The following is a 19,733-nucleotide window of genomic DNA, read 5'->3' on the forward strand; positions in this document are numbered from 1 at the left end:
CGTTATGGGAAATTTACTTTATTTAGTAGCCGTAGTACTAGTGATACTATGGGTCATTGGCTTCTTTTTTCAAGGCTTCGGTCCGAATGTGGGGAACTTAATTCATGTGCTTCTGGTGATTGCTGTGATTGCGATCCTGTTGAAAGTCATCAACAGGGCTGCATAATCAGATGATATAAAAAGAAAAGCTCCTGATTTCAGGAGCTTTTCTTTTTTAAAAAGGAAGCCATCTCCAGGTCTTCCGGATAAGTGATTTTAATGTTATCCCGGGCACCTTCAATGATATTGATGGTAAACCCGGAGTATTCGGCAACAGAAGCATCGTCTGTAAATTCATTTCTGAAGGGTTGCTGGTAGGCTTTTCTCAATAAGTCTATGTTAAAAGTCTGAGGAGTTTGAATCAGCAACAGCTCATTCCGGTTCAAAGCTTCAGTCTTTCCATCAAAATTGATCTTTCTGACAGAGTCTGTAGGCTGGATACCTGCAACCGCATTTCCTTCGGCTTCTGCAGCTTCAAAAGATCTTGAAATTAGCTCCGGACTCACTAATGGCCTGACGGCATCATGTATAGCTACAATACCTTTGCCTTTAATGGCCTTAAGGCCGTTCTTAACGGAGTGAAAGCGTTGCTCTCCGCCTTTGATCAGTTGGTGGGGAATCGTGAAGCTATGGGCTTTACAAAGCTCTTCCCAGTATTGATGCTGATGGATATTCAGGACAAGCAGAATTTCGGGATTCAAGGCGCAGGCGGCAAAGGCCTCCATAGTATGCATCAGGACTGGCTTTCCATCCAGTAATAAAAACTGCTTGGCAATTTTATTCTGCATCCTGCTTCCGGATCCACCTGCAACGATAACTGCGTAATATTTCATTTGTGCTGTATCTTTAAAACAAAAATAGGAGATCTAAACCAAAATGGTTCAAAATCTCCTATTTCTATGTTTTTATATTTTACTTAGATGATCAACATCGCATCTCCATAACTGTAGAAACGGTATTTTTCTTTCAATGCTACATCATAAGCATTCCTCACATAGTCATAACCGCCAAATGCACTCACCATCATCAATAAAGTAGACTCAGGAGTATGGAAGTTTGTGATCATTGAATTGGCAATGCTGAAATCATAAGGAGGGAAGATGAATTTGCTGGTCCAGTCGTTGGCCGCTTTAAGCATTCTTCCTGAAGAAACAGCAGATTCAATTGCACGCATGGAAGTCGTACCTACCGCACAGATCTTTCTCTTTTCTTCAATCGCCTTATTTACGATATCTGCATCTTTCTGCTCAATAATGAATTGCTCAGAATCCATTTTATGTTTGGTTAAATCTTCTACTTCAACAGATCTGAAAGTACCTAGTCCAACGTGTAAAGTCACCTCGGCGAAATTAACACCTTTCAGTTCCAGTCTTTTCATCAGCTCTCTGCTAAAGTGTAAACCTGCAGTTGGAGCAGCAACAGCACCTTCATGCTTAGCGAAAATCGTTTGGTAACGCTCTTTATCCTGAGCAGTAGCCTTACGTTTGATGTATTTTGGTAGCGGAGTTTCTCCTAAAATTTCGATATTCTTTCTGAATTCTTCATCTGTACCGTCAAATAAGAAACGGATGGTACGCCCACGGGAAGTAGTATTGTCTACAACCTCAGCAACCAACAAATCGTCATCACCGAAATATAATTTATTTCCAACGCGGATTTTACGTGCAGGATCTACTAAAACATCCCATAAACGTAATTCTTTATTTAACTCTCTTAATAAAAAGACCTCAATAGTCGCACCTGTCTTCTCTTTATTTCCGTATAAACGCGCAGGGAAAACCTTGGTGTTGTTTAAAATCATGACATCCTTGTCATCGAAATAACTCAAAACATCCTTGAATATTTTATGTTCAATTTTGCCACTATCTTTATGCAAAACCATTAAACGGGCTTCGTCCCTGTGTTCTGAAGGATTATTGGCAACTAATGATTCAGGTAGATTAAACTTAAATTGAGATAACTTCATATTTTTCGATGTGATAATTAAGGGTGCAAATTTAAGAAATATAATCTTCTTTTTCATTAGTATACATTTATTTTTTATCGGTTATGAAGCTATCATCAGCATATTGTTGCCATTTATAAACCGTATGCGGATAATGGTTTCATTAGTATACATTTATTTTTATCCGCTACGAAGCGATCACAATTTTAAAAGATCTCGCTGTGTCATGTATTTTTTATATTATATAAGATTTTACTGTAACCTTTTTAGGTACTTTTGGTCTAAACCTCAATTATGATTATTTTCAGACTAATAGGCGAAAGTTTTCGGTTTGCATTAGATGCACTGCGCCAGAATAAAATGCGAACAATGCTCTCCTTATTAGGAATTACCATTGGTATCTTTACGATTATCTTCGTGTTCTCTGCTGTAGATACTCTTAGGAGTAAACTACAAGCCAGTATCGATAAACTGGGCTCCAGTACAGTATTTGTTCAAAAATGGCCTTGGGGTGGCTTTGGCGATTACCCATGGTGGAAATATATGAACAGACCTGAAGCTTCCTTAAGAGATTATGAAGGACTGAAAGACCGCCTGGAATATGTGGAGGGGGTATCTTACGAAATCTCTGCCAATGGCAGAACAATCAAATATAGAAGTAACTCTGTAGAGGGTGGAGGAATAAGAGCCGCCTCTCAGGATTTTAATAAAACATGGAACCTCGATTTTCAGGAAGGACGGTATTTTACCGATAATGAAGGTAAATCCGGATCCCCGGTAATTATTATTGGTGCCGATATCGCCGAAGGTTTGTTTAATGGCCAGCCCGCCATCGGTAAATCTATCACAGTGATGGCCAGAAGGCTAACGGTAGTAGGGGTGTTTAAAAAAGAAGGCGAAGATATGATGGGCATGTCTCAGGATAAAAATATCCTGATCCCCCTGAACTTTGCCAAAGGAATAATGGATGTGGAAAGCGAACGTTATGATCCGACAATCACCGTAAGAGGTAAAGATTATATCGCTTTGGAAGAAGTAGAAAGCGAAATCAGAGGGGCGATGAGAGCAATCCGTAGAACCAAGCCAGGTGCAGAGGATGATTTTGCCCTGAATAAAAGTACAATCGCCTCCAATCAACTCGATCAGATGTTCGGAGTAGTGGACATCGCCGGATGGGTAATCGGAGGTTTCTCCATTCTTGTCGGAGGCTTTGGAATCGCTAATATCATGTTCGTATCTGTCAAAGAAAGAACAAATATCATTGGAATTCAGAAGTCATTGGGCGCTAAAAACTATTTTATACTTCTGCAGTTTCTGTTTGAAGCAATAGCACTATGCCTGCTTGGAGGGGCATTGGGACTATTACTCGTCTATTTACTGACTTTAGCATTAACGGCGGGTGGGTTTGAAATGATCCTGTTCTGGAAGAATGTGATGTTAGGCGTAACAATATCGGTTGTCATTGGTACGATTTCAGGGTTCTGGCCAGCGTTTTCGGCATCACGACTAGACCCTGTTGAAGCAATTCGCTCCTAACGAAATCCTGCCCCCTCTTCAGGAAAAACAGCATACTCATCAAAGGCTGAAATCTTTTGCGCTGAAGGGCGCAAAATTTTCTATGCCTTTTCAGAGCAAGCTGTTTTTCCTGAAGAAATGTTACACAGATTTGTTACTCGCTCCACTGACAAACCTCGACCCGGGCAGGTATAGAGGTGTAGTTACCTTTTCTATGCCTTTTCAGAGCAAACTGTTTTTCCTGGAGATTTTTCTGTGATTTACATTGACTCTTATCTTTAAGAGATATGCCGTTGTATCATGCGATGGAGCAATCATTGTTTCAGATCAAAATATCTATTTGCTTTGAAGACATTCGAATATTTGCCCTTCAGCAAAGATTCGGGGATGAAAAGGAGATAGATATTTTGATCAACACTTAATTTCTCCTGAAAGATAAAACTAAATGAGCGCAGCCTAAATAAAAAAAGCAGGTTCCTTTAAAGAAACCTGCCCTTATGATATATGAATGTCGTAACTAGCTTAATTTTTCTAAAGCAGCTTTGATTCTGGAAACTGCATCTCTCAATTTATCTTCTGCAGCAGCATAAGAAATTCTGATACAATCTTCGTTTCCGAAAGCTTCACCGGTAACGGTAGATACATGAGCTTCGTTTAACAGGTATAGACAAAGGTCCTCAGCATTGTTGATTTTGTAATCGCCGGTGCTCGTACCGAAGTATGCTTTAACTTCAGGGAAGAAATAAAATGCGCCGTCGGGAAGGTTTACTTTGATGTTGGGTATTTCTTTTAATAAGGCAAAAACGATGTCTCTGCGACTTTTAAATTCCTGTACCATTGCATTTACGGTATCTAATCCACCCTGGTATGCTGCCATAGCAGCACGTTGTGCGATAGAAGAAGTTCCTGAAGTGATCTGGCCCTGCATTTTGTCGCAGGCATTGGAAAGCTCTTTGTTAGCCGCCATATAACCTACACGCCATCCGGTCATTGCATAGGATTTAGAGAATCCGTTAATCAGGACTACTCTGTCTTTGATCGAGTCAAACTCCGCAATCGAAGCATGTTTACCTACAAAGTTGATGTGCTCGTAAATCTCGTCAGAGATGATATAAATGTTCGGGTATTTTTCGAATACAGCAACCAGGTCTGCCAGCTCTTCTTTGCTGTATACAGATCCTGTAGGGTTACATGGAGAAGAGAACATGAACAATTTGGTTTTTGGCGTAATCGCTGCTTCCAGTTCTGCTCCTGTAATTTTGAAATTGTTTTCTACTGAGGCATTGATGAATACCGTTTCACCTTCTGCAAGTTTGATCATTTCAGAATAGGAAACCCAGTATGGAGTAGGTACAATAACCTCTTCTCCCGGATTTACCAGACACATGACTGCATTGGCCAGAGATTGTTTTGCACCCGTAGATACCACAATCTGATCAAAACTGTAGTTTAATCCATTTTCTCTCAATAACTTTTCGGCAATCGCCTTACGCAACTCAGGATATCCTGAAACAGGGGTGTAATACGAATAGTTTTCGTCTACAGCAGTCTTTGCTGCTTCCTTAACGAATTCAGGCGTAAAGAAGTCCGGCTCACCGAAGCTCAGATTGATTACATCTATCCCTTTTGCGGATAGTTCTCTGCCTAACTTAGCCATTTTAATGGTCTGTGACTCTGAAAGGTTATTGATTCTTTTGGATAAAAATGTCATAATAATTTGTGCGCAAGCAAATATAATTTTGTGAGATAGCAAATATAGAAACCTAACCGAATTATAAACTAAAAAAAATACTTTTTAATATAATTTCCTTGTTAAAATGTACTTTTGACAGCTAAACTCTGTAAATTGCTACCTCAGAAAAAAGCCATACTCGTTTCCTTATGCATTAGTGTTGTGCTGATGCTTGCCAAGTTCGTGGCTTATTTCATCACACATTCTAATGCCATACTGACCGACGCTGCGGAGAGCATTGTGAATGTACTGGCCAGTGGATTTGCATTTTACAGTATTTATCTGGCTACCTTACCGAAGGATGAAAACCACCCTTATGGACATGGTAAGGTAGAATTCTTCTCCGCTTTTGTAGAGGGGGTACTCATTGCCCTCGCCGGACTGATCATTGTCTTTAAATCGGGCTACGACCTTTTATTTCCAAAAGCAATTACTCAACTGTTTGAAGGAGCAACGATTATCGGAGTTACGGGGGTGATCAATCTTCTGGTTGGTTTTTACCTCATCAATACCGGAAAAAAACACCGTTCTATTACACTGGAAGCAGATGGGAAACACCTGCTTACCGATGCCATTACCAGCGCCGGACTGGTAGCAGGTATCGTGCTGATTCAGCTGACGAAAATCTTCTGGCTGGATAGTGCGATTTCTATTGGGCTGGGATTATACATTATTTTTAACGGATATAAGCTCACCAGACGATCTGTGGGCGGATTGATGGACGAAAGTAATGTGGAACTGGTAAAAGATATTGTGGCGATCCTGCAGGAAAACAGGCATGATGCCTGGCTTGATGTCCACAACCTTCGGGCACAACAGTACGGGGCCGACCTTCATATTGATTGCCACATTACGCTGCCTTATTATTTTGATCTGGTGAAGGTGCATCAGGAAATATCTGATATTGATAAACTGATCAATGTAAAGGCAGAGCATAAAACTGAACTTTTTATTCATGCGGATCCCTGTTTGCCGGAATGTTGCCACTATTGTAACATGAAGCACTGCCCTGTGAGGTCGGAACCCTTTGATAAGGAAATTGCCTGGACCGTAGAGAATGCAACTAAAAATAAAAAACATTTCCAATGAGCTATTTTAATGTAAGGGTGTATGGCCTGCTAGTTAACGACAAAAACCAGGTACTGATCAGTGATGAGCAGTCGGGGGGAAGGACCTTTAGTAAATTCCCTGGTGGCGGACTGGAATTGGGAGAGGGCCTGATTGATGCATTGAAAAGAGAGTTTATGGAGGAGTGTAATACCGAAATTGAAGTCCTGGAACATTTTTATACGACAGATTTCTACGAGAAATCTTCTTTTAATGACAGCCAGATCTTAAGTATTTATTACCTCGTAAAAGCAGTTCATCCTTTGGAACTTACTTTCAAATCAGAAGTATTTGACTTTGATGAACACAGCCTGCAATCTTTCAGGTGGGTGGACCTCGCCACGCTTAAAATCGGGGATGTTACCTTTAAAACGGATCAGACAGTAGTGGAGCTGCTGACCATTAAACAAACAACATGAGCTTAACAGAACGAGATCAGAAAGTAATCTGGCATCCTTATACCCAAATGAAGAATGCCTTACCACATATTCCTGTTGTTCGGGGAGAAGGGGTTTACTTATTTGATGAAGATGGGAAGAAATACATAGATGCGGTTTCGAGCTGGTGGGTAAATATCCATGGACATGCACATCCGCATATTGCAAAAAAGGTGGCGGAACAGCTGAGTGTACTGGAACATGTGATCTTTGCCGGATTTACACATGAACCGGCAGTACAGCTGGCAGAACGCCTACTGGAGCTGCTTCCTGGTGATCAGGAAAAGGTTTTTTATACGGATAATGGTTCTACATCAGTGGAGGTGGCTTTGAAAATGTGCCTTCAGTACTGGTCCAATACCGGACATAAAGGACGTACCAGGATCATTGCCTTTAAGGAAGCTTATCATGGCGATACTTTTGGTGCGATGTCGGTAAGCGGACGCAGTATTTTTACTGATCCTTTTAAATCCATGTTGTTTGAAGTGGAATTTATAGACCTGCCTACAGAAAAAAATATAGAACAGCTAAAGTCGAAAATTAATTACCTGAGTAATGAAGTGGCCTGTTTTATCTTTGAACCGATGGTACTTGGCGCCGGAGGAATGCTGATGTACGAGGCGGAGTACCTGGATCAACTGATCGAAACTTGTCAGAAGCACGGAATCCTGACCATTGCCGATGAAGTAATGACCGGATTTGGACGTACAGGAACTTATTTCGCCTGTGAAACCTTGCACTCAAAACCCGATATTTTCTGTCTTTCAAAAGGATTGACAGGAGGGACTATGCCCCTTGGCGTAACCACCTGTAATCAAAAAATATTCGATGCTTTTTTAAGTGATGATAAACTTAAAACTTTGTATCACGGGCATTCATTTACGGCAAACCCGGTAGCTTGTGCCGCTTCACTGGCCAGTCTGGATATCCTGCTTAGCGCGGAAACTTTACCTAATATTCAAAGGATAAAGCGTAAAAATGAAGCCTTTGCCACTCAGATTAAGGAGCATCCTAAAGTTCGGGATGTGCGGCAGAAAGGCACCATTCTTGTGCTGGAATGGGAAACCGGAAATGATACTTCTTACCTGAGCAGCCTCCGCAATCAATTGTATCTTTATTTTCTGGAAAGAGGCATTATCCTGAGGCCACTGGGCAATACCATTTATATTTTGCCCCCATATATCATCAGTGATGAAGATCTGGACTATATTTACCAAACAATTCAACAAGCATTAAACGATATATAACATGGAAATCAAAGCGATTCTTGAAAATATAGTGAGCGATAACCAATTACATGCAAAATGGTTAAATACCCTGTCTTATATGGAAAATGCCGGTGCAAAAAAAATCTCTGCATCGGAGCATAAAGAACAGGTAAACCTGATCATTTTGAAACATGCCGCAGAAGAACACCGCCACGCTTATTATTTAAAGAAACAACTGGATAAACTGGATGGTAACCTATGTAAAACCTATACCAATGATGAATTGCTGGCACCTAATCATACCAAGTTTTACTTAAATGCATTGGATGTTGCCGTTTGCCGTTATCTGAAGCAGCATTTCAATTTAACAGGTTATGAATTGAAATTTGGCGCCTATTTATTCGTGACTTATGCCATTGAAGTCCGTGCCGATGAGCTGTATCCGATTTATCAGGATGTGCTTACCGATGCCGGAAGTAAAGTCAATGTCAAGTCGATCATATTGGAAGAAGAAGGACATCTGGAAGAAATGCTGAACCAGCTGAAAACATTCTCCCCGGATTGGGAAGAACATGCGGATCTGGTAATCAAAATTGAGCAGGACATGTTTAGCGACTGGATGCAGGGACTGGCCTTGCAGACTGGTGTGGCTGCTCCTGTAGCAAACTAATCAATTGACCACAGCACTTACATTAAAGTGCAACAATACCCGAAGGAGTGATCGCATAAAAGCGGTCATTCTTTTGAGGATGGATCCTGCTCAATCCGGTGAAGGCACTGAATGCCGGTAATATGGCATGGTTTTCTCCGAAATAAAAACAAGGAAAGTTTAGCCTTTGTCTGGCTTTTCCATAAACCGTTACCCCGGGATGAATATGTCCGGAAATCGTATAGTACGGCTGACCTGACAATTCCGGCTGGTCATGGATGAAGCGAAAAGGAGCGGATATCAGCTCTTTCTGCACCAGTTCAATGTCCAGCGACCGGTAATTGCTGACCGCCAGCTTATCGTGATTGCCTTTGATCAGCAAAATTTTTAAAGTACCGAACTCCTTTCTCCAGTCCGAAAATAAAGCGACATCACTATTGATTTTATCATGAAACATGTCTCCCGTAATGAGGAGGGTTTGAGGATCATAAAGGGCAATCAGCTTACTTAGCCTTTGCAGGTCATCATGACCGATGCTGGATGGAACCTGGATGCCATGTTTCCGGAAGTGTGCCGCTTTTCCGATATGGAGGTCACTAATGATCAATGTCTTTTGAGCAGTCCAATATATGGCCCTTTCCCTACACAATATCAATTCTTCTCCGTTACAGCTGATCGTCATTTTTCTTTTTTGATTCCGCAGTCATTCTTGCTATTCTTTTTTCCAGCTCTTCCGTACTCATGTTCTCCCTTAAACTGTCAACCTTAATCGGAAAACAAAGAGGAGTATAGCTTTCCGGTTTTACCAGGATGATTTTACTCCGCTGTATGCGTTGTAAGGCAGCCAGTAACCTGGGCTCTTCAATCTGCTGATAGAAAGCCTCATCATAAGCCTGGCGCAATAATAAATTATGTTTGTCATAATCACTAAAAACATTGAAAAATAATGCGGCAGAAGATTGGAGGTGTTTATTGGCGGTATATTTACCCGGAAAACCCTGGAATACCAGTCCGGAGATGCAGGCGATATCCCTGAATTTACGTTTTGCCATTTCCGTAGAATTGATGCTGGCTACAATGTCTTCTCCAAGGTTTTCCGGACTAAATAAAGTGTTGATGTTTTTTTCGTCCACCGGAATCGGATATTCGCTCAACAGCTCAAATCCATAGTCATTCATCGCAATGGAAAAGCTGATCTGGGTTTTACGGCTTAGCCTGTAGGCAATTAATGCCGCCATTACTTCATGCACCTGTCTGCCTTCAAAAGGATAAGCGAAAAAATGATAACCATCTTTGGTATGGATCAGTTCAATCAGAAATTCATCACTTTTAGGAACATGAGAGACCTTTGCCTGACGTTCGAATAAGGGAAGGATGATGTCAAGTTCTTCATCCTGATGGTTTTTATCCAGGGTTTCATTGTATTTTTTCCTTAGGATACTGCCCAGGTTGGCACTTAGAGAAATCCTTCCGCCCATCCAGCTGGGAGTGATGGCTCTTTTCAGTTTACTACGTCTGACTAAAGCTGTCATTTCCTTTACCATAATAAATTCCAGCACCCGGCCTGCAAGACTAAAACTATTCCCCGCTTTCAGTTTGGAGATAAAAGATTCCTCTACCATGCCAATGTATCCACCGCCAAGATATTTTACTTTGAGCATGGGATCACTTACTATTGTTCCGATATGCAGGCGGTGCCGCATGGCAATCTGACGGCTTTCCACTTTCCATAAGCCTTCTTTTTTTAAGACTTTACTAAATTCTGTATAAGCCGCCAGGCTATCGCCGCCGGAGGTAATGAACTGCATTACCCATCCCCATTCTGAAGGGAGTAATTCGCTGAAAGCATGAGTTGCTTTTACTTCCCTGTAGATCTTCTGATCATCAAAACCATCGCCCACAGCCAGTGTAACCAGGTATTGGATCAGGGTGTCGAAAGCCATCACTATAGGGTCCCTGATTTCTATCTGTTGCGTTTTAGCCGCTTCTTTTATGGCTGCCGCCTCCACCAGCTCCAGGGCGTGAGTAGGTAAAAAGTAAATCACCGAGGTTTCATGAGGAGAATGACCACTACGGCCGGCGCGTTGCAAAAAACGGGCTACACCCTTTGGAGAGCCAATTTGCACCACTGTGTCTACGGGTTTGAAATCCACACCCAAATCCAGAGAGGAGGTACTGATGACCGCCTTCAGTGCACCGGAATGCAGGGAGTCTTCAATCCAGTTGCGCAATTCATAATCGATAGAGCCGTGGTGTATTGCAATTAATCCGGCCAGATTTTCATCCAGCGTCAGCAGGTTCTGGTACCATAATTCGGCCTGTCCGCGGGTATTGGTGAAAATGAGGGTGGTTTTACTTTTATGGATGATGGGTAAAAGTTTATGCGCCAGCTTATGCCCCAGGTGTCCGGCCCAGGGAAGCATATCAATGTGATCAGGCAGGATGGACCTGATCTCGATTTTCTTATCGACCTCTGCCTTGACGATGATTTTAAAGACATCCTGATCCGGAACAAGGACTTCGAGGGCCTGTTCCATATTTCCGATCGTTGCAGAGATCCCCCAGATTCTGAGCAGCCTTTCCGGATGTTTTTCTCCGACAATTCCTTTGATTCTGGAAATGGCCAGTTCAGCCATTACACCGCGTTTACTGCCCAGGAGCTCATGCCACTCATCGGCAACTATACATTGGAGCTGATGGAAATGTGTATCGGTGTTTTTCTGGGCTAAGAGCAGGTGCATGCTTTCTGGAGTGATGATCAGGACCTCCGGCATCTGTTTCTTCTGTTTCAGTTTTTCTGCTGCGGTAGTATCGCCGTTTCTTACGGAAACCTGCCAGTCCAGTTCCAGTTCTGCACAAACTTCCCGCATGGCACGTGCCAGATCTTTAGCCAGCGCACGCAGGGGAGTAATCCAGATCAGCTTTAATCCGGTAACTGCTCTTGCTGCTTTTTTTGTGGCTTTTATTTTGGGCTTTACAGCAGCCTGTGCTGCACGACTGTTCAGTTCCTCAATCACTACAGCGAGGAAAAGAGAAAAGGTCTTTCCAAACCCCGTCGGGGCATTCACCAGGCCGCAATACCCTTCTGCATAATATTGCCAGGCATCAGTCTGGAACTGAAAAGGTTTTTTCCTGCTCAGTTTAAGCCATTTGATGACCTCTTTGTATCCTTTGCTCTTTTCTAGTTCCATATCAGCTTATAAGGTCGACTGCAACAATTGTCTTAAGTCTTCCAATGTATTGATTTCTGCTGCTTTTTTATCTTTTCTCCATCGGGCAATCCTTGGAAAGCGTAAAGCGAGGCCAGCTTTATGCCGCTTGCTTTCGGCAATTCCTTCAAAAGCAATTTCAAACACAAGTTCAGGTTTTACGGTACGTACCGGACCAAATTTTTCTATGGCATTTTTCCTGACGAAAGCATCCACCTCTTTGATCTCCTGATCGGTTAGCCCGGAATAAGCCTTGGCAATGGTAATGAGCTGTTCTCCATCACGAACGGCAAAAGTATAATCGGTGAAAAAATTCGCCCTTCTGCCACTACCTTTCTGAGCATATATCATGACGGCATCTACCGTATACGGATTGATTTTCCATTTCCACCAGTCACCTCTTTTTCTGCCGCTATGGTAAAGGGAGTCGAGTTTTTTGAGCATGAGTCCTTCACTGTTCTGTAATCTGGAATCAGCTCTTAACAAGGCAAGAGCCTCCCAGGATTCCACATTGATTACAGGCGAAATGACAATTGCCTCCTGATTTCCGGTATTTTTTATGACTGTAGTAAGTTGATCCCTTCGGACTTGCAGGGTTTTTCCTCTTTGGTCGGCCCCCTGATATTCCAGAAGATCATAAACATAAAAGGCAATCGGTGCCGCCAGCAGCTGTGCTTTGGAAATGGTTTTTCTGTTTAGCCGTTGCTGAAGAAGGCTGAAAGGTTGTATTTTTCCTTCTTTAACAGAAAGAATTTCTCCATCCAGCACAGTCCCGTCTTCCAGATGATCGATGAGGAAATGTAATTCCGGAAACTGATCGGTTACAAGTTCTTCCCCCCGCGACCAGATGAAGAGTTCTCCGCCGCGTTTCACAATTTGTCCGCGGATGCCATCCCATTTCCATTCTGCCTGCCATTCCTTAATGTTACCGAGAGATTGTGGTTCCGTATCCAAAGCATAAGCAAGGCAAAAAGGATAGGGCCAGGACCGGTCGGTATCTACATGTGCACCGGCAATTAGTTCCTGATAACTGATTTCATCAGGTTTCCACTTGCCCATAATGCTGTGCATAATCTGATTGCTTTCCAGATCGCTTTGTTTTGCCAGCGCATTGACCAGCATCTTGTTGGAAACGCCGATTCTGAAATTGCCGGAAATGAGCTTATTAAAGACGAATCTTTCCTGCATATCCAGGCTGTCCCAGGCGCGCTCAATAAATCTTTTCTTGCTTTCATCATCCTGACCATTGAGCGCTGCAAGTGCATTGATCCATTGGTGTAAGGGAAGATCAGTGGTGCTTGTAGGAGGGGGAAGGATCAGCGCAATGGTTTCACTGAGGTCACCTACACTGTGGTAACTTTCTGCAAATAACCAGGCTGGGATACCACTCAGGTTGATGGCCCACTCTTTCATAAGCGCTGTGCTGACTGGTCGCCGGGGTCTTTTTCCGGTAAACATGGCGATCACATATGGTTTGTCCAGGTCCTCTGCTTCATTAAAATAACGAACCAGGGCAGCGATCTTATCGTTGGTCTTATTGCTCAATTCCAGCTGAGCGATCAGTGCGGTAAAACGTTTCAATCTATGCCCTCCTTTATGACCTGTTTCTCGGGGGAACCGATTTCCGTTTCATCATCTTCTGCACCGTATTGTGTTTTTACTTCTTCTGCCAGAATTCCAATCTCGTTCAGGTATTTTGAAAAAGTAGCGGTAAAGCCATGGGTAACAAAAACTTTTTCTGCTTCGGTGGCTTTGATCGCCGAAAGCAATCCCGGCCAGTCGGCATGGTCACTCAGGGCAAATCCGGCATCGGCACTTCTCCATCTTCTTCCGGCTCTCACCTGCATCCATCCGGAACAAACTCCTGTTGCTGCCTGTTGAAGTGTTTTTATCCAGCGCCCATCGGCAAGGGCAGGCGGAACAATCACAATCCCTTGCTGAAGTTCATCCTTCCTGATTTCAGGACCGATTCTGATGGTTTCCGGAAGTGTGACCCCTGATCGTATGAATGCGTCATTCAGGTTGGCAATAGATTGATGCACATAGATCGGACGACCGGCTTCACTGAGCCCTTTGATTAACCTTTGCGCCTTGCCAAGACTATAGGCGATCAAAACGCTCGTTTTGTGCTGTTCCTGATTGTCATTGACCCAGGTGCTGATCTGATCAAAAATGAGCTGCTGAGGTAGCCACTTATAAATGGGGAGGCCAAAAGTACTTTCAGAAACAAAGGTATGGCATTTTATAGGCTCAAAAGCAGTACTGATCCCATCATATTCTACTTTGTAATCACCTGAAACCACGGTTATTTCTCCTTTATATTCAAGTCTGATTTGTGCGGAACCGATCACATGGCCCGCGGGAAACATGCTTAGTTTTACTCCGTTAATATTGATTTCCTCTCCGTAAGCAAGGGTCTGGATTGTCAGTTCCGGGCCGAGGCGGTGCAGCAAAATAGGCTTTGTTAACTCATGGCACAGATAAGCCTGGTTTCCCCATTTTACATGATCAGCATGTCCATGCGTGGTCACTGCAAGTTTAACAGGCTTCCATGGATCGATATAAAAATCGCCCTGCTCGCAGTATATGCCCTTATTAGTGAATCTGATTAAAGCCATCCTTTTATCAACAAAACCCTGGCTATAAAGTTTGAGGAGGAATTTTGAAAAGTGTCAGCAGTTGTACATATATTTACAACATCCATATACTCAATTTTTTATGCCTGATACCAATAGAGTTGTACTGATACTTTTATTAATTGCCCTGTTTCAATATTCAAATGCCCAGACCAGAAGAACGGTAAATGGAAATGTCAGTGATGCAAAAACCGGAGAAACCTTAATAGGAGCTAGTGTAAAGCTGATCGGGCCGGTTTCTGCCGGCGGAATAACTAACGCCTACGGATTTTATTCTCTCAATGTGACTGATGGCAACTATGAAGTTTCTGTTAGTTTTATTGGGTATAAAACTGTGCAGAAAACGGTAGAACTGTCTAAAGATACCAGGCTGAACTTTACACTGGAAGAAGACAACCAGCTCGATGAGGTGGTCATTTCTGCGACTAAGAAAAATGAAAATGTAAGTAGTCCGCAAATGGGACTGCAAAAGATAAATGTCAGGGAGATCAATAATGTTCCTGTATTATTAGGTGAACGCGATATCCTGAAAACCTTGCAATTGCTGCCCGGAATAAAATCGGCGGGAGAAGGGAATAGCGGCTTCTATGTCAGGGGCGGCTCTACCGATCAGAACCTGATTCTGCTGGATGAAGCACCGGTATACAATGCTTCCCATTTACTGGGTTTCTTTTCTACTTTTAACTCTGATGCGATCAAAGATGTGAGCGTTTATAAGGGGGGAATGCCGGCGCAATATGGCGGAAGGCTGGCCTCGGTGCTGGATATTAAAATGAACGATGGAAACCGTAAGGAGTTTACGGCAGAGGGCGGAATCGGACTGATCTCGTCCAGGCTTAAAGTGGAAGGCCCGATTGTCAAAGACAAAGGCTCTTTTATGGTCAGCGCCAGAAGAACTTATCTGGATGCTTTTTTTAAGCTTTCTTCGGATAGTTCTATCAACAAAAACACCCTTTATTTTTATGATGTTAATGCCAAGGCAAACTATCAGCTGGATGAAAAAAATACCCTGTACCTATCCGGATATTTTGGAAGGGATAAACTTGGCCTTGCCGAAACATTCGGTTTTAACTGGGGAAATGCAACCGTCACTTTGCGCTGGAACCACCTCTATAGCAATAAGCTGTTCTCCAATACTTCTCTTATTTACAGCAATTACAATTATGTCATCCAGAACTTTATGGAGGACAACAATTTTGAGGTCAACTCTTCTATTAAGGACTTTAACCTGAAACAGGATTTTGAGTACAGCCTGAGTAACGACCATAACCTGAAGTTCGGCTTAAACCTGATTCACCATACCATTGCACCTGGAAAACTGACTTCAGATGAGCGTTCAAGCGTCAACGAAACTACTTATGAAAACCGTAAAGGGCTGGAGTCGGCAATTTATATATCAGATGAATGGGCCGTCAATGAGCGGCTAAACCTGGTTTACGGATTCAGATTAAGCGGGTTCTCCCTGTTGGGACCGGGTAATTTTAAAACCTATGACGCTGAGGGAAATACCATTCAGACCAAATCTTATAAATCCGGGGCGTTTGTAAAGAACTATTTAAACCTGGAGCCACGTTTCTCTGCCAGTTATCAATTGAATACGGTAAGTTCCTTAAAGGGAGCCTATACCCGGAACGTTCAGAACATCCACCTGATGTCTAACTCAACTTCCACTTCTCCGACAGACTTATACATCATGAACAGCAATAACGTGAAGCCTGAAATTGCAGATCAGGTTGCTTTGGGGTATTTCAGGAATTTCAACCAAGACAAATATGAGTTTTCTGCGGAGATCTACTATAAACAAATGCAGAACCAGATTGAATACCGAAGCGGGACTGATCTGAGAGGGAATGGAAATGTAGAAGCCGATCTGTTATATGGAGATGGCCGTGCTTACGGTATAGAATTATTTTTTAAGAAAAGATTCGGCAAGTTTAACGGCTGGATTGGTTATACTTTTTCCAGAACTGAGCGGCAGTTTGATGCCATCAATGAAGGCAAATGGTTTTATGCAAAGCAAGACAGAACGCATGACCTCTCACTTGTAGGGATCTATAAAGCTGGTCCACGCTGGACTTTCTCTTCTGTTTTTGTGTATAATACCGGAAATGCGGTGACTTATCCAAGCGGTAAATATCAGGTAAACGGAAGGACAGCGTTTTATTATAAAGAAAAGAACGGATACCGGACTCCGGCTTACCACCGACTGGACGTTGCGGCTACACTGGAAGGCAAACCAGGGAAAAAGCTGCAGTCGAGCTGGTCTTTTGGAATATATAATTTATATAACCGTCAGAATGCATTTTCTATTGACTTTAAGGATGATCCGGATGATGCAACCAGAACACAGGTGGTAAGAACCACTTTATTTGGGATCATTCCTTCGGTAACCTGGAATTTTAAATTTTAGTATGATAAAAGAATATATGAAAATAGGGAATTTAAAAAAACATATCAGTTCAGTGCTGGTACTTGTTGTTTTATCTGTTTTTACCTCCTGTGAGAAAGTTATTGACCTTAAACTGGATGAGGCGGAGCCAGTTATTGTGATTGATGGGGGAATCAGTGACCTGAATGTAAACCATAAAATCAGAATTTCTAAAACGTACAGTTTCACTGAGCCGAATAAGTTTAACGGGGTAACGGGAGCAGTGGTAGTGCTGACCGCAAATGGAGAAAATCCGATAGTATTTGTGGAAGTGTCGCCAGGAATTTATCAAAGCCCCAAGTTCAAGGGGAAATCCGGAATCAGGTATGAGCTGACAGTCACTTTTGAAGGGAAAACCTATAAGGCGAGTTCCATTATGCCGGCAAGGGTTACGCTGGATTCACTGACATTCAAAACATTCAACTTTTTTGGTGAAAATAACAGCTATATCGTTGCCAATTTTTCCGATCCTGCAGGCATTCCCAATCAATATCGTTATATCCTCAAGGCCAAGGGAGTGATTGAAGAAGACGCCGTTAGTGAAGACCGTTTTAATGACGGGAACAAAGTGGCCAACGTTATTTTTTATGAGCTGGATGACCTGATTAAAGGAGATAGCGTCAATGTTGAATTTCAGTGCGTTGATAAAGAGGTATACCGCTATTTTTATAGCCTCGGACAAAATTCAGGAGAAGGAGGGCCACCGGTAGCTCCCGCAAATCCACCATCTAATTTCAGTAATGGTGCCTTAGGTGTATTCAATGCGCATACTTCAAGTTCCAGAACGGCAGTGATCAAATAGTGGTTCAGGTTTGTCAGGCTTAAGTTTTATTAATGCAATTTAGTTGCATTATAGTGAATCCTTCTTATTTTTATGACTCAATCATAAAATTAAAAGAATGGAAGATAAAAATACCCGGGAGGTCATCATTATTGGTGGAAGTTTTGCCGGTCTTTCCGCAGCGATGACTCTAGGTCGCGCGATGCGGAATGTACTGATTATTGACAGCGGCAGACCTTGTAATGCCCAGACCCCTCATTCACATAACTTCATTACCCAGGATGGAGAAACTCCGGCAGAAATAACAAAAATAGCAAAAGAGCAGGTTTTAAAATATCCAACGGTCTCATTCCTGAACGATAAGGTTCTTTCCGGAAAGAAAATTGATGGTCATTTCGAGCTCCAGACAGAATCAGGTCAGGTACTGATTGCCAAAAAGCTCTTATTTGCAACTGGTATTAAAGACAGGATGCCGGATATGGAAGGTTTTGCTGCCTGTTGGGGAATTTCAGTTATCCATTGCCCGTATTGTCATGGCTATGAAGTCAGTCGTCAGAAAACCGCCCTGCTGGCCAATGGTCATGATGCACTTCATTTTGCTCAGGTACTGAGCAACTGGACAAAGGAATTGGTTTTGTTTACCAATGGTCCGATAACTCTGGATGAAGAACAACAGGAGCAGTTGACAAAACATGGGATAAAATGGATAGAAACTCCGGTCAGTCATTTGCTGCACACCGTCGGACAATTGAATACGCTGGTATTGTCCGACGGACAAGAACATGCATTTAAAGTAATGTATGCCAGAATTCCTTTTGATCAGCATACCGATGTCCCTGCAGATCTGGGTTGCACATTAAATGAGCAGGGGTATCTGCAGGTGGATGAAATGCAGCATACCAGTGTTGCGGGCATCTATGCTGCGGGGGATAATACCAGTAGTGGAAGGGCGATAGCAATTGCGGTTGCTGCGGGAATGCGTTCTGGTGCAGCAATAAATTATGACCTGATTGCGGACAGCTGGTAATTCCTTGTAAATGGTTTGAATTGTGTAACTTTGGCTCATGTCAAAAACAGAGAGCCTTGAAGATTTTTACCGCGAAAAGTTCAATTGGCTTCCTGAAAATCTTCAGGAAGGCATAGGACATTTTAACGTCTTTAACCTGGATAAGCACCTGGGGCCAAATGCCGCTCCCGTAAAATACAGCAGACGGGATTTTTATAAAGTCTGCCTGATGAGAGGACGGAATATCTACCATTATGCCGATAAAAGCGTAGAGATCAGCGGTTCTACCCTGATGTTTTTCAATCCAAAAGTTCCTTATACCTGGGAATGCTTAAATGAAGAAGGATCGGGCTACTTCTGCATTTTTACCGATGCTTTTTTTACAGAAAAGATCCGGGGCAGTTTAACGGACCTGCCCATGTTTGCATTGGGTGCTAAACCTTCCTTTTCCTTAAATGAAGAGCAGGACAGGCAGGTAACTACACTCTTTCTGAAAATGATGGAAGAGCTTGATGCAGATTATATTTATAAATATGACCTGATCAGAAACTATGTGATGGAGCTGATTCACTTTGCGTTGAAAATACAGCCGGCAGAAACCCTGTATCAACACCCGGATGCCAATTCCAGAATTACTTCGGTGTTTACCGAATTGCTGGAACGCCAGTTTCCTATAGAACGCCTGCAGCAACGTTTTACCATGCGTTCCGCAACAGATTTTGCACAACAACTTTCTATCCATGTAAATCACCTCAACAGGGCCATTAAAGAAACCACAGGAAAAACAACTACGATGCACATCACCGAGCGCATTGTGGCCGAAGCCAAAGCCCTGCTGAAACATACCGACTGGAATATTACGGAAATTGGCTATTGTCTTGGATTTGAAGAATCTGCCCATTTTAACAACTATTTTAAAAAACATACCCGGCTCAACCCTTCTCAATTCAGGAATGTTTGAATTTTACAATAATTGGTTTGATAGATATAAACCTTTAATGCCCGCTGTCCGGTAATTTTGTTTCCATAAAAACGCTGAAA

The 19,733-nt window shown here is 42.6% G+C and carries 17 protein-coding genes; 10 read left to right on the plus strand and 7 right to left on the minus strand.

The window, feature by feature from the left end; translation table 11 throughout:
• Positions 1–4 precede the first annotated feature (4 nt).
• On the plus strand, positions 5–166 hold the full coding sequence (locus BFS30_RS27775; protein WP_157262955.1) for a lmo0937 family membrane protein: 162 nt from the start codon (positions 5–7) through the stop codon (positions 164–166).
• Between the two features lie 31 nt (positions 167–197).
• Here BFS30_RS27775 and BFS30_RS18435 read toward each other — a convergent pair whose 3' ends face one another.
• Both BFS30_RS18435 and queA read right to left on the minus strand, forming a co-directional pair.
• Positions 198–872, minus strand: a complete 675-nt coding sequence (locus BFS30_RS18435; protein ID WP_069380635.1) for a 2-C-methyl-D-erythritol 4-phosphate cytidylyltransferase — start codon at positions 870–872, stop codon at positions 198–200.
• Between the two features lie 83 nt (positions 873–955).
• The gene (gene queA, locus BFS30_RS18440) at positions 956–2,005 is read right to left on the minus strand and encodes a tRNA preQ1(34) S-adenosylmethionine ribosyltransferase-isomerase QueA (protein ID WP_069380636.1); all 1,050 of its coding nucleotides are present in this window, start codon (positions 2,003–2,005) and stop codon (positions 956–958) included.
• 273 nt (positions 2,006–2,278) lie between these two features.
• On the opposite strand from queA, the gene BFS30_RS18445 reads away from it, so the two are divergent.
• The gene (locus BFS30_RS18445; protein ID WP_069380637.1) at positions 2,279–3,520 is read left to right on the plus strand and encodes an ABC transporter permease; all 1,242 of its coding nucleotides are present in this window, start codon (positions 2,279–2,281) and stop codon (positions 3,518–3,520) included.
• A 496-nt stretch (positions 3,521–4,016) separates the two neighbouring features.
• Here BFS30_RS18445 and BFS30_RS18455 read toward each other — a convergent pair whose 3' ends face one another.
• Positions 4,017–5,210 carry a pyridoxal phosphate-dependent aminotransferase gene (locus tag BFS30_RS18455; RefSeq protein WP_208602986.1) on the minus strand — a complete coding sequence of 398 codons (1,194 nt, stop codon included), beginning with the start codon at positions 5,208–5,210 and terminating at the stop codon, positions 4,017–4,019.
• Between the two features lie 135 nt (positions 5,211–5,345).
• Between BFS30_RS18455 and BFS30_RS18460 the strand changes: the two genes are divergently transcribed.
• From BFS30_RS18460 to BFS30_RS18475, 4 genes are read left to right on the plus strand one after another with little or no spacing between them, the layout of a single operon-like run.
• Positions 5,346–6,320 (plus strand): cation diffusion facilitator family transporter, encoded by a 975-nt coding sequence (locus BFS30_RS18460; protein ID WP_157263104.1) that lies wholly within the window; start codon positions 5,346–5,348, stop codon positions 6,318–6,320.
• Positions 6,317–6,757: an NUDIX domain-containing protein gene (locus tag BFS30_RS18465; protein ID WP_069380640.1), complete on the plus strand. Its 441-nt coding sequence runs from the start codon at positions 6,317–6,319 to the stop codon at positions 6,755–6,757. Before BFS30_RS18460 ends, BFS30_RS18465 begins: the two co-directional genes overlap by 4 nt.
• Positions 6,754–8,022, plus strand: a complete 1,269-nt coding sequence (gene bioA, locus BFS30_RS18470) for an adenosylmethionine--8-amino-7-oxononanoate transaminase (protein ID WP_069380641.1) — start codon at positions 6,754–6,756, stop codon at positions 8,020–8,022. The genes BFS30_RS18465 and bioA overlap by 4 nt, the downstream gene beginning before the upstream one ends.
• A 1-nt stretch (position 8,023) precedes the next feature.
• On the plus strand, positions 8,024–8,653 hold the full coding sequence (locus BFS30_RS18475) for a hypothetical protein (RefSeq protein ID WP_083252108.1): 630 nt from the start codon (positions 8,024–8,026) through the stop codon (positions 8,651–8,653).
• 22 nt (positions 8,654–8,675) lie between these two features.
• Here the strand turns inward: BFS30_RS18475 and pdeM are convergent, their stop codons facing one another.
• Genes pdeM through BFS30_RS18495 form a run of 4 tightly spaced genes read right to left on the minus strand, consistent with a single transcriptional unit; the run spans position 8,676 to position 14,459 of the window.
• Entirely contained in the window at positions 8,676–9,314 is a 639-nt protein-coding gene (gene pdeM / locus BFS30_RS18480) for a ligase-associated DNA damage response endonuclease PdeM (RefSeq protein ID WP_069380642.1), read from the minus strand.
• Positions 9,298–11,823 (minus strand): ligase-associated DNA damage response DEXH box helicase, encoded by a 2,526-nt coding sequence (locus BFS30_RS18485; RefSeq protein WP_069380643.1) that lies wholly within the window; start codon positions 11,821–11,823, stop codon positions 9,298–9,300. The genes pdeM and BFS30_RS18485 overlap by 17 nt, the downstream gene beginning before the upstream one ends.
• Positions 11,824–11,829: 6 nt before the next feature.
• A complete protein-coding gene (locus BFS30_RS18490) occupies positions 11,830–13,422 on the minus strand; it encodes an ATP-dependent DNA ligase (protein ID WP_069380644.1) in 1,593 nt (530 codons plus the stop codon).
• On the minus strand, positions 13,419–14,459 hold the full coding sequence (locus BFS30_RS18495) for a ligase-associated DNA damage response exonuclease (protein ID WP_069380645.1): 1,041 nt from the start codon (positions 14,457–14,459) through the stop codon (positions 13,419–13,421). Before BFS30_RS18495 ends, BFS30_RS18490 begins: the two co-directional genes overlap by 4 nt.
• Before the next feature lie 100 nt (positions 14,460–14,559).
• Here BFS30_RS18495 and BFS30_RS18500 point away from each other — a divergent pair, with 100 nt between their 5' ends.
• From BFS30_RS18500 to BFS30_RS18515, 4 genes are all read left to right on the plus strand, one after another.
• Positions 14,560–16,887, plus strand: a complete 2,328-nt coding sequence (locus BFS30_RS18500; RefSeq protein WP_069380646.1) for a TonB-dependent receptor — start codon at positions 14,560–14,562, stop codon at positions 16,885–16,887.
• A gap of 1 nt (position 16,888) precedes the next feature.
• Positions 16,889–17,707 (plus strand): DUF4249 domain-containing protein, encoded by an 819-nt coding sequence (locus BFS30_RS18505; RefSeq protein ID WP_237028604.1) that lies wholly within the window; start codon positions 16,889–16,891, stop codon positions 17,705–17,707.
• A gap of 97 nt (positions 17,708–17,804) precedes the next feature.
• Entirely contained in the window at positions 17,805–18,713 is a 909-nt protein-coding gene (locus BFS30_RS18510; RefSeq protein ID WP_069380647.1) for an NAD(P)/FAD-dependent oxidoreductase, read from the plus strand.
• Between the two features lie 37 nt (positions 18,714–18,750).
• On the plus strand, positions 18,751–19,653 hold the full coding sequence (locus BFS30_RS18515) for a helix-turn-helix domain-containing protein (RefSeq protein ID WP_069380648.1): 903 nt from the start codon (positions 18,751–18,753) through the stop codon (positions 19,651–19,653).
• Positions 19,654–19,733: the final 80 nt, after the last annotated feature.

The sequence above is a fragment of the Pedobacter steynii genome, from assembly GCF_001721645.1.
Taxonomy (GTDB): Bacteria; Bacteroidota; Bacteroidia; order Sphingobacteriales; family Sphingobacteriaceae; genus Pedobacter; species Pedobacter steynii_A.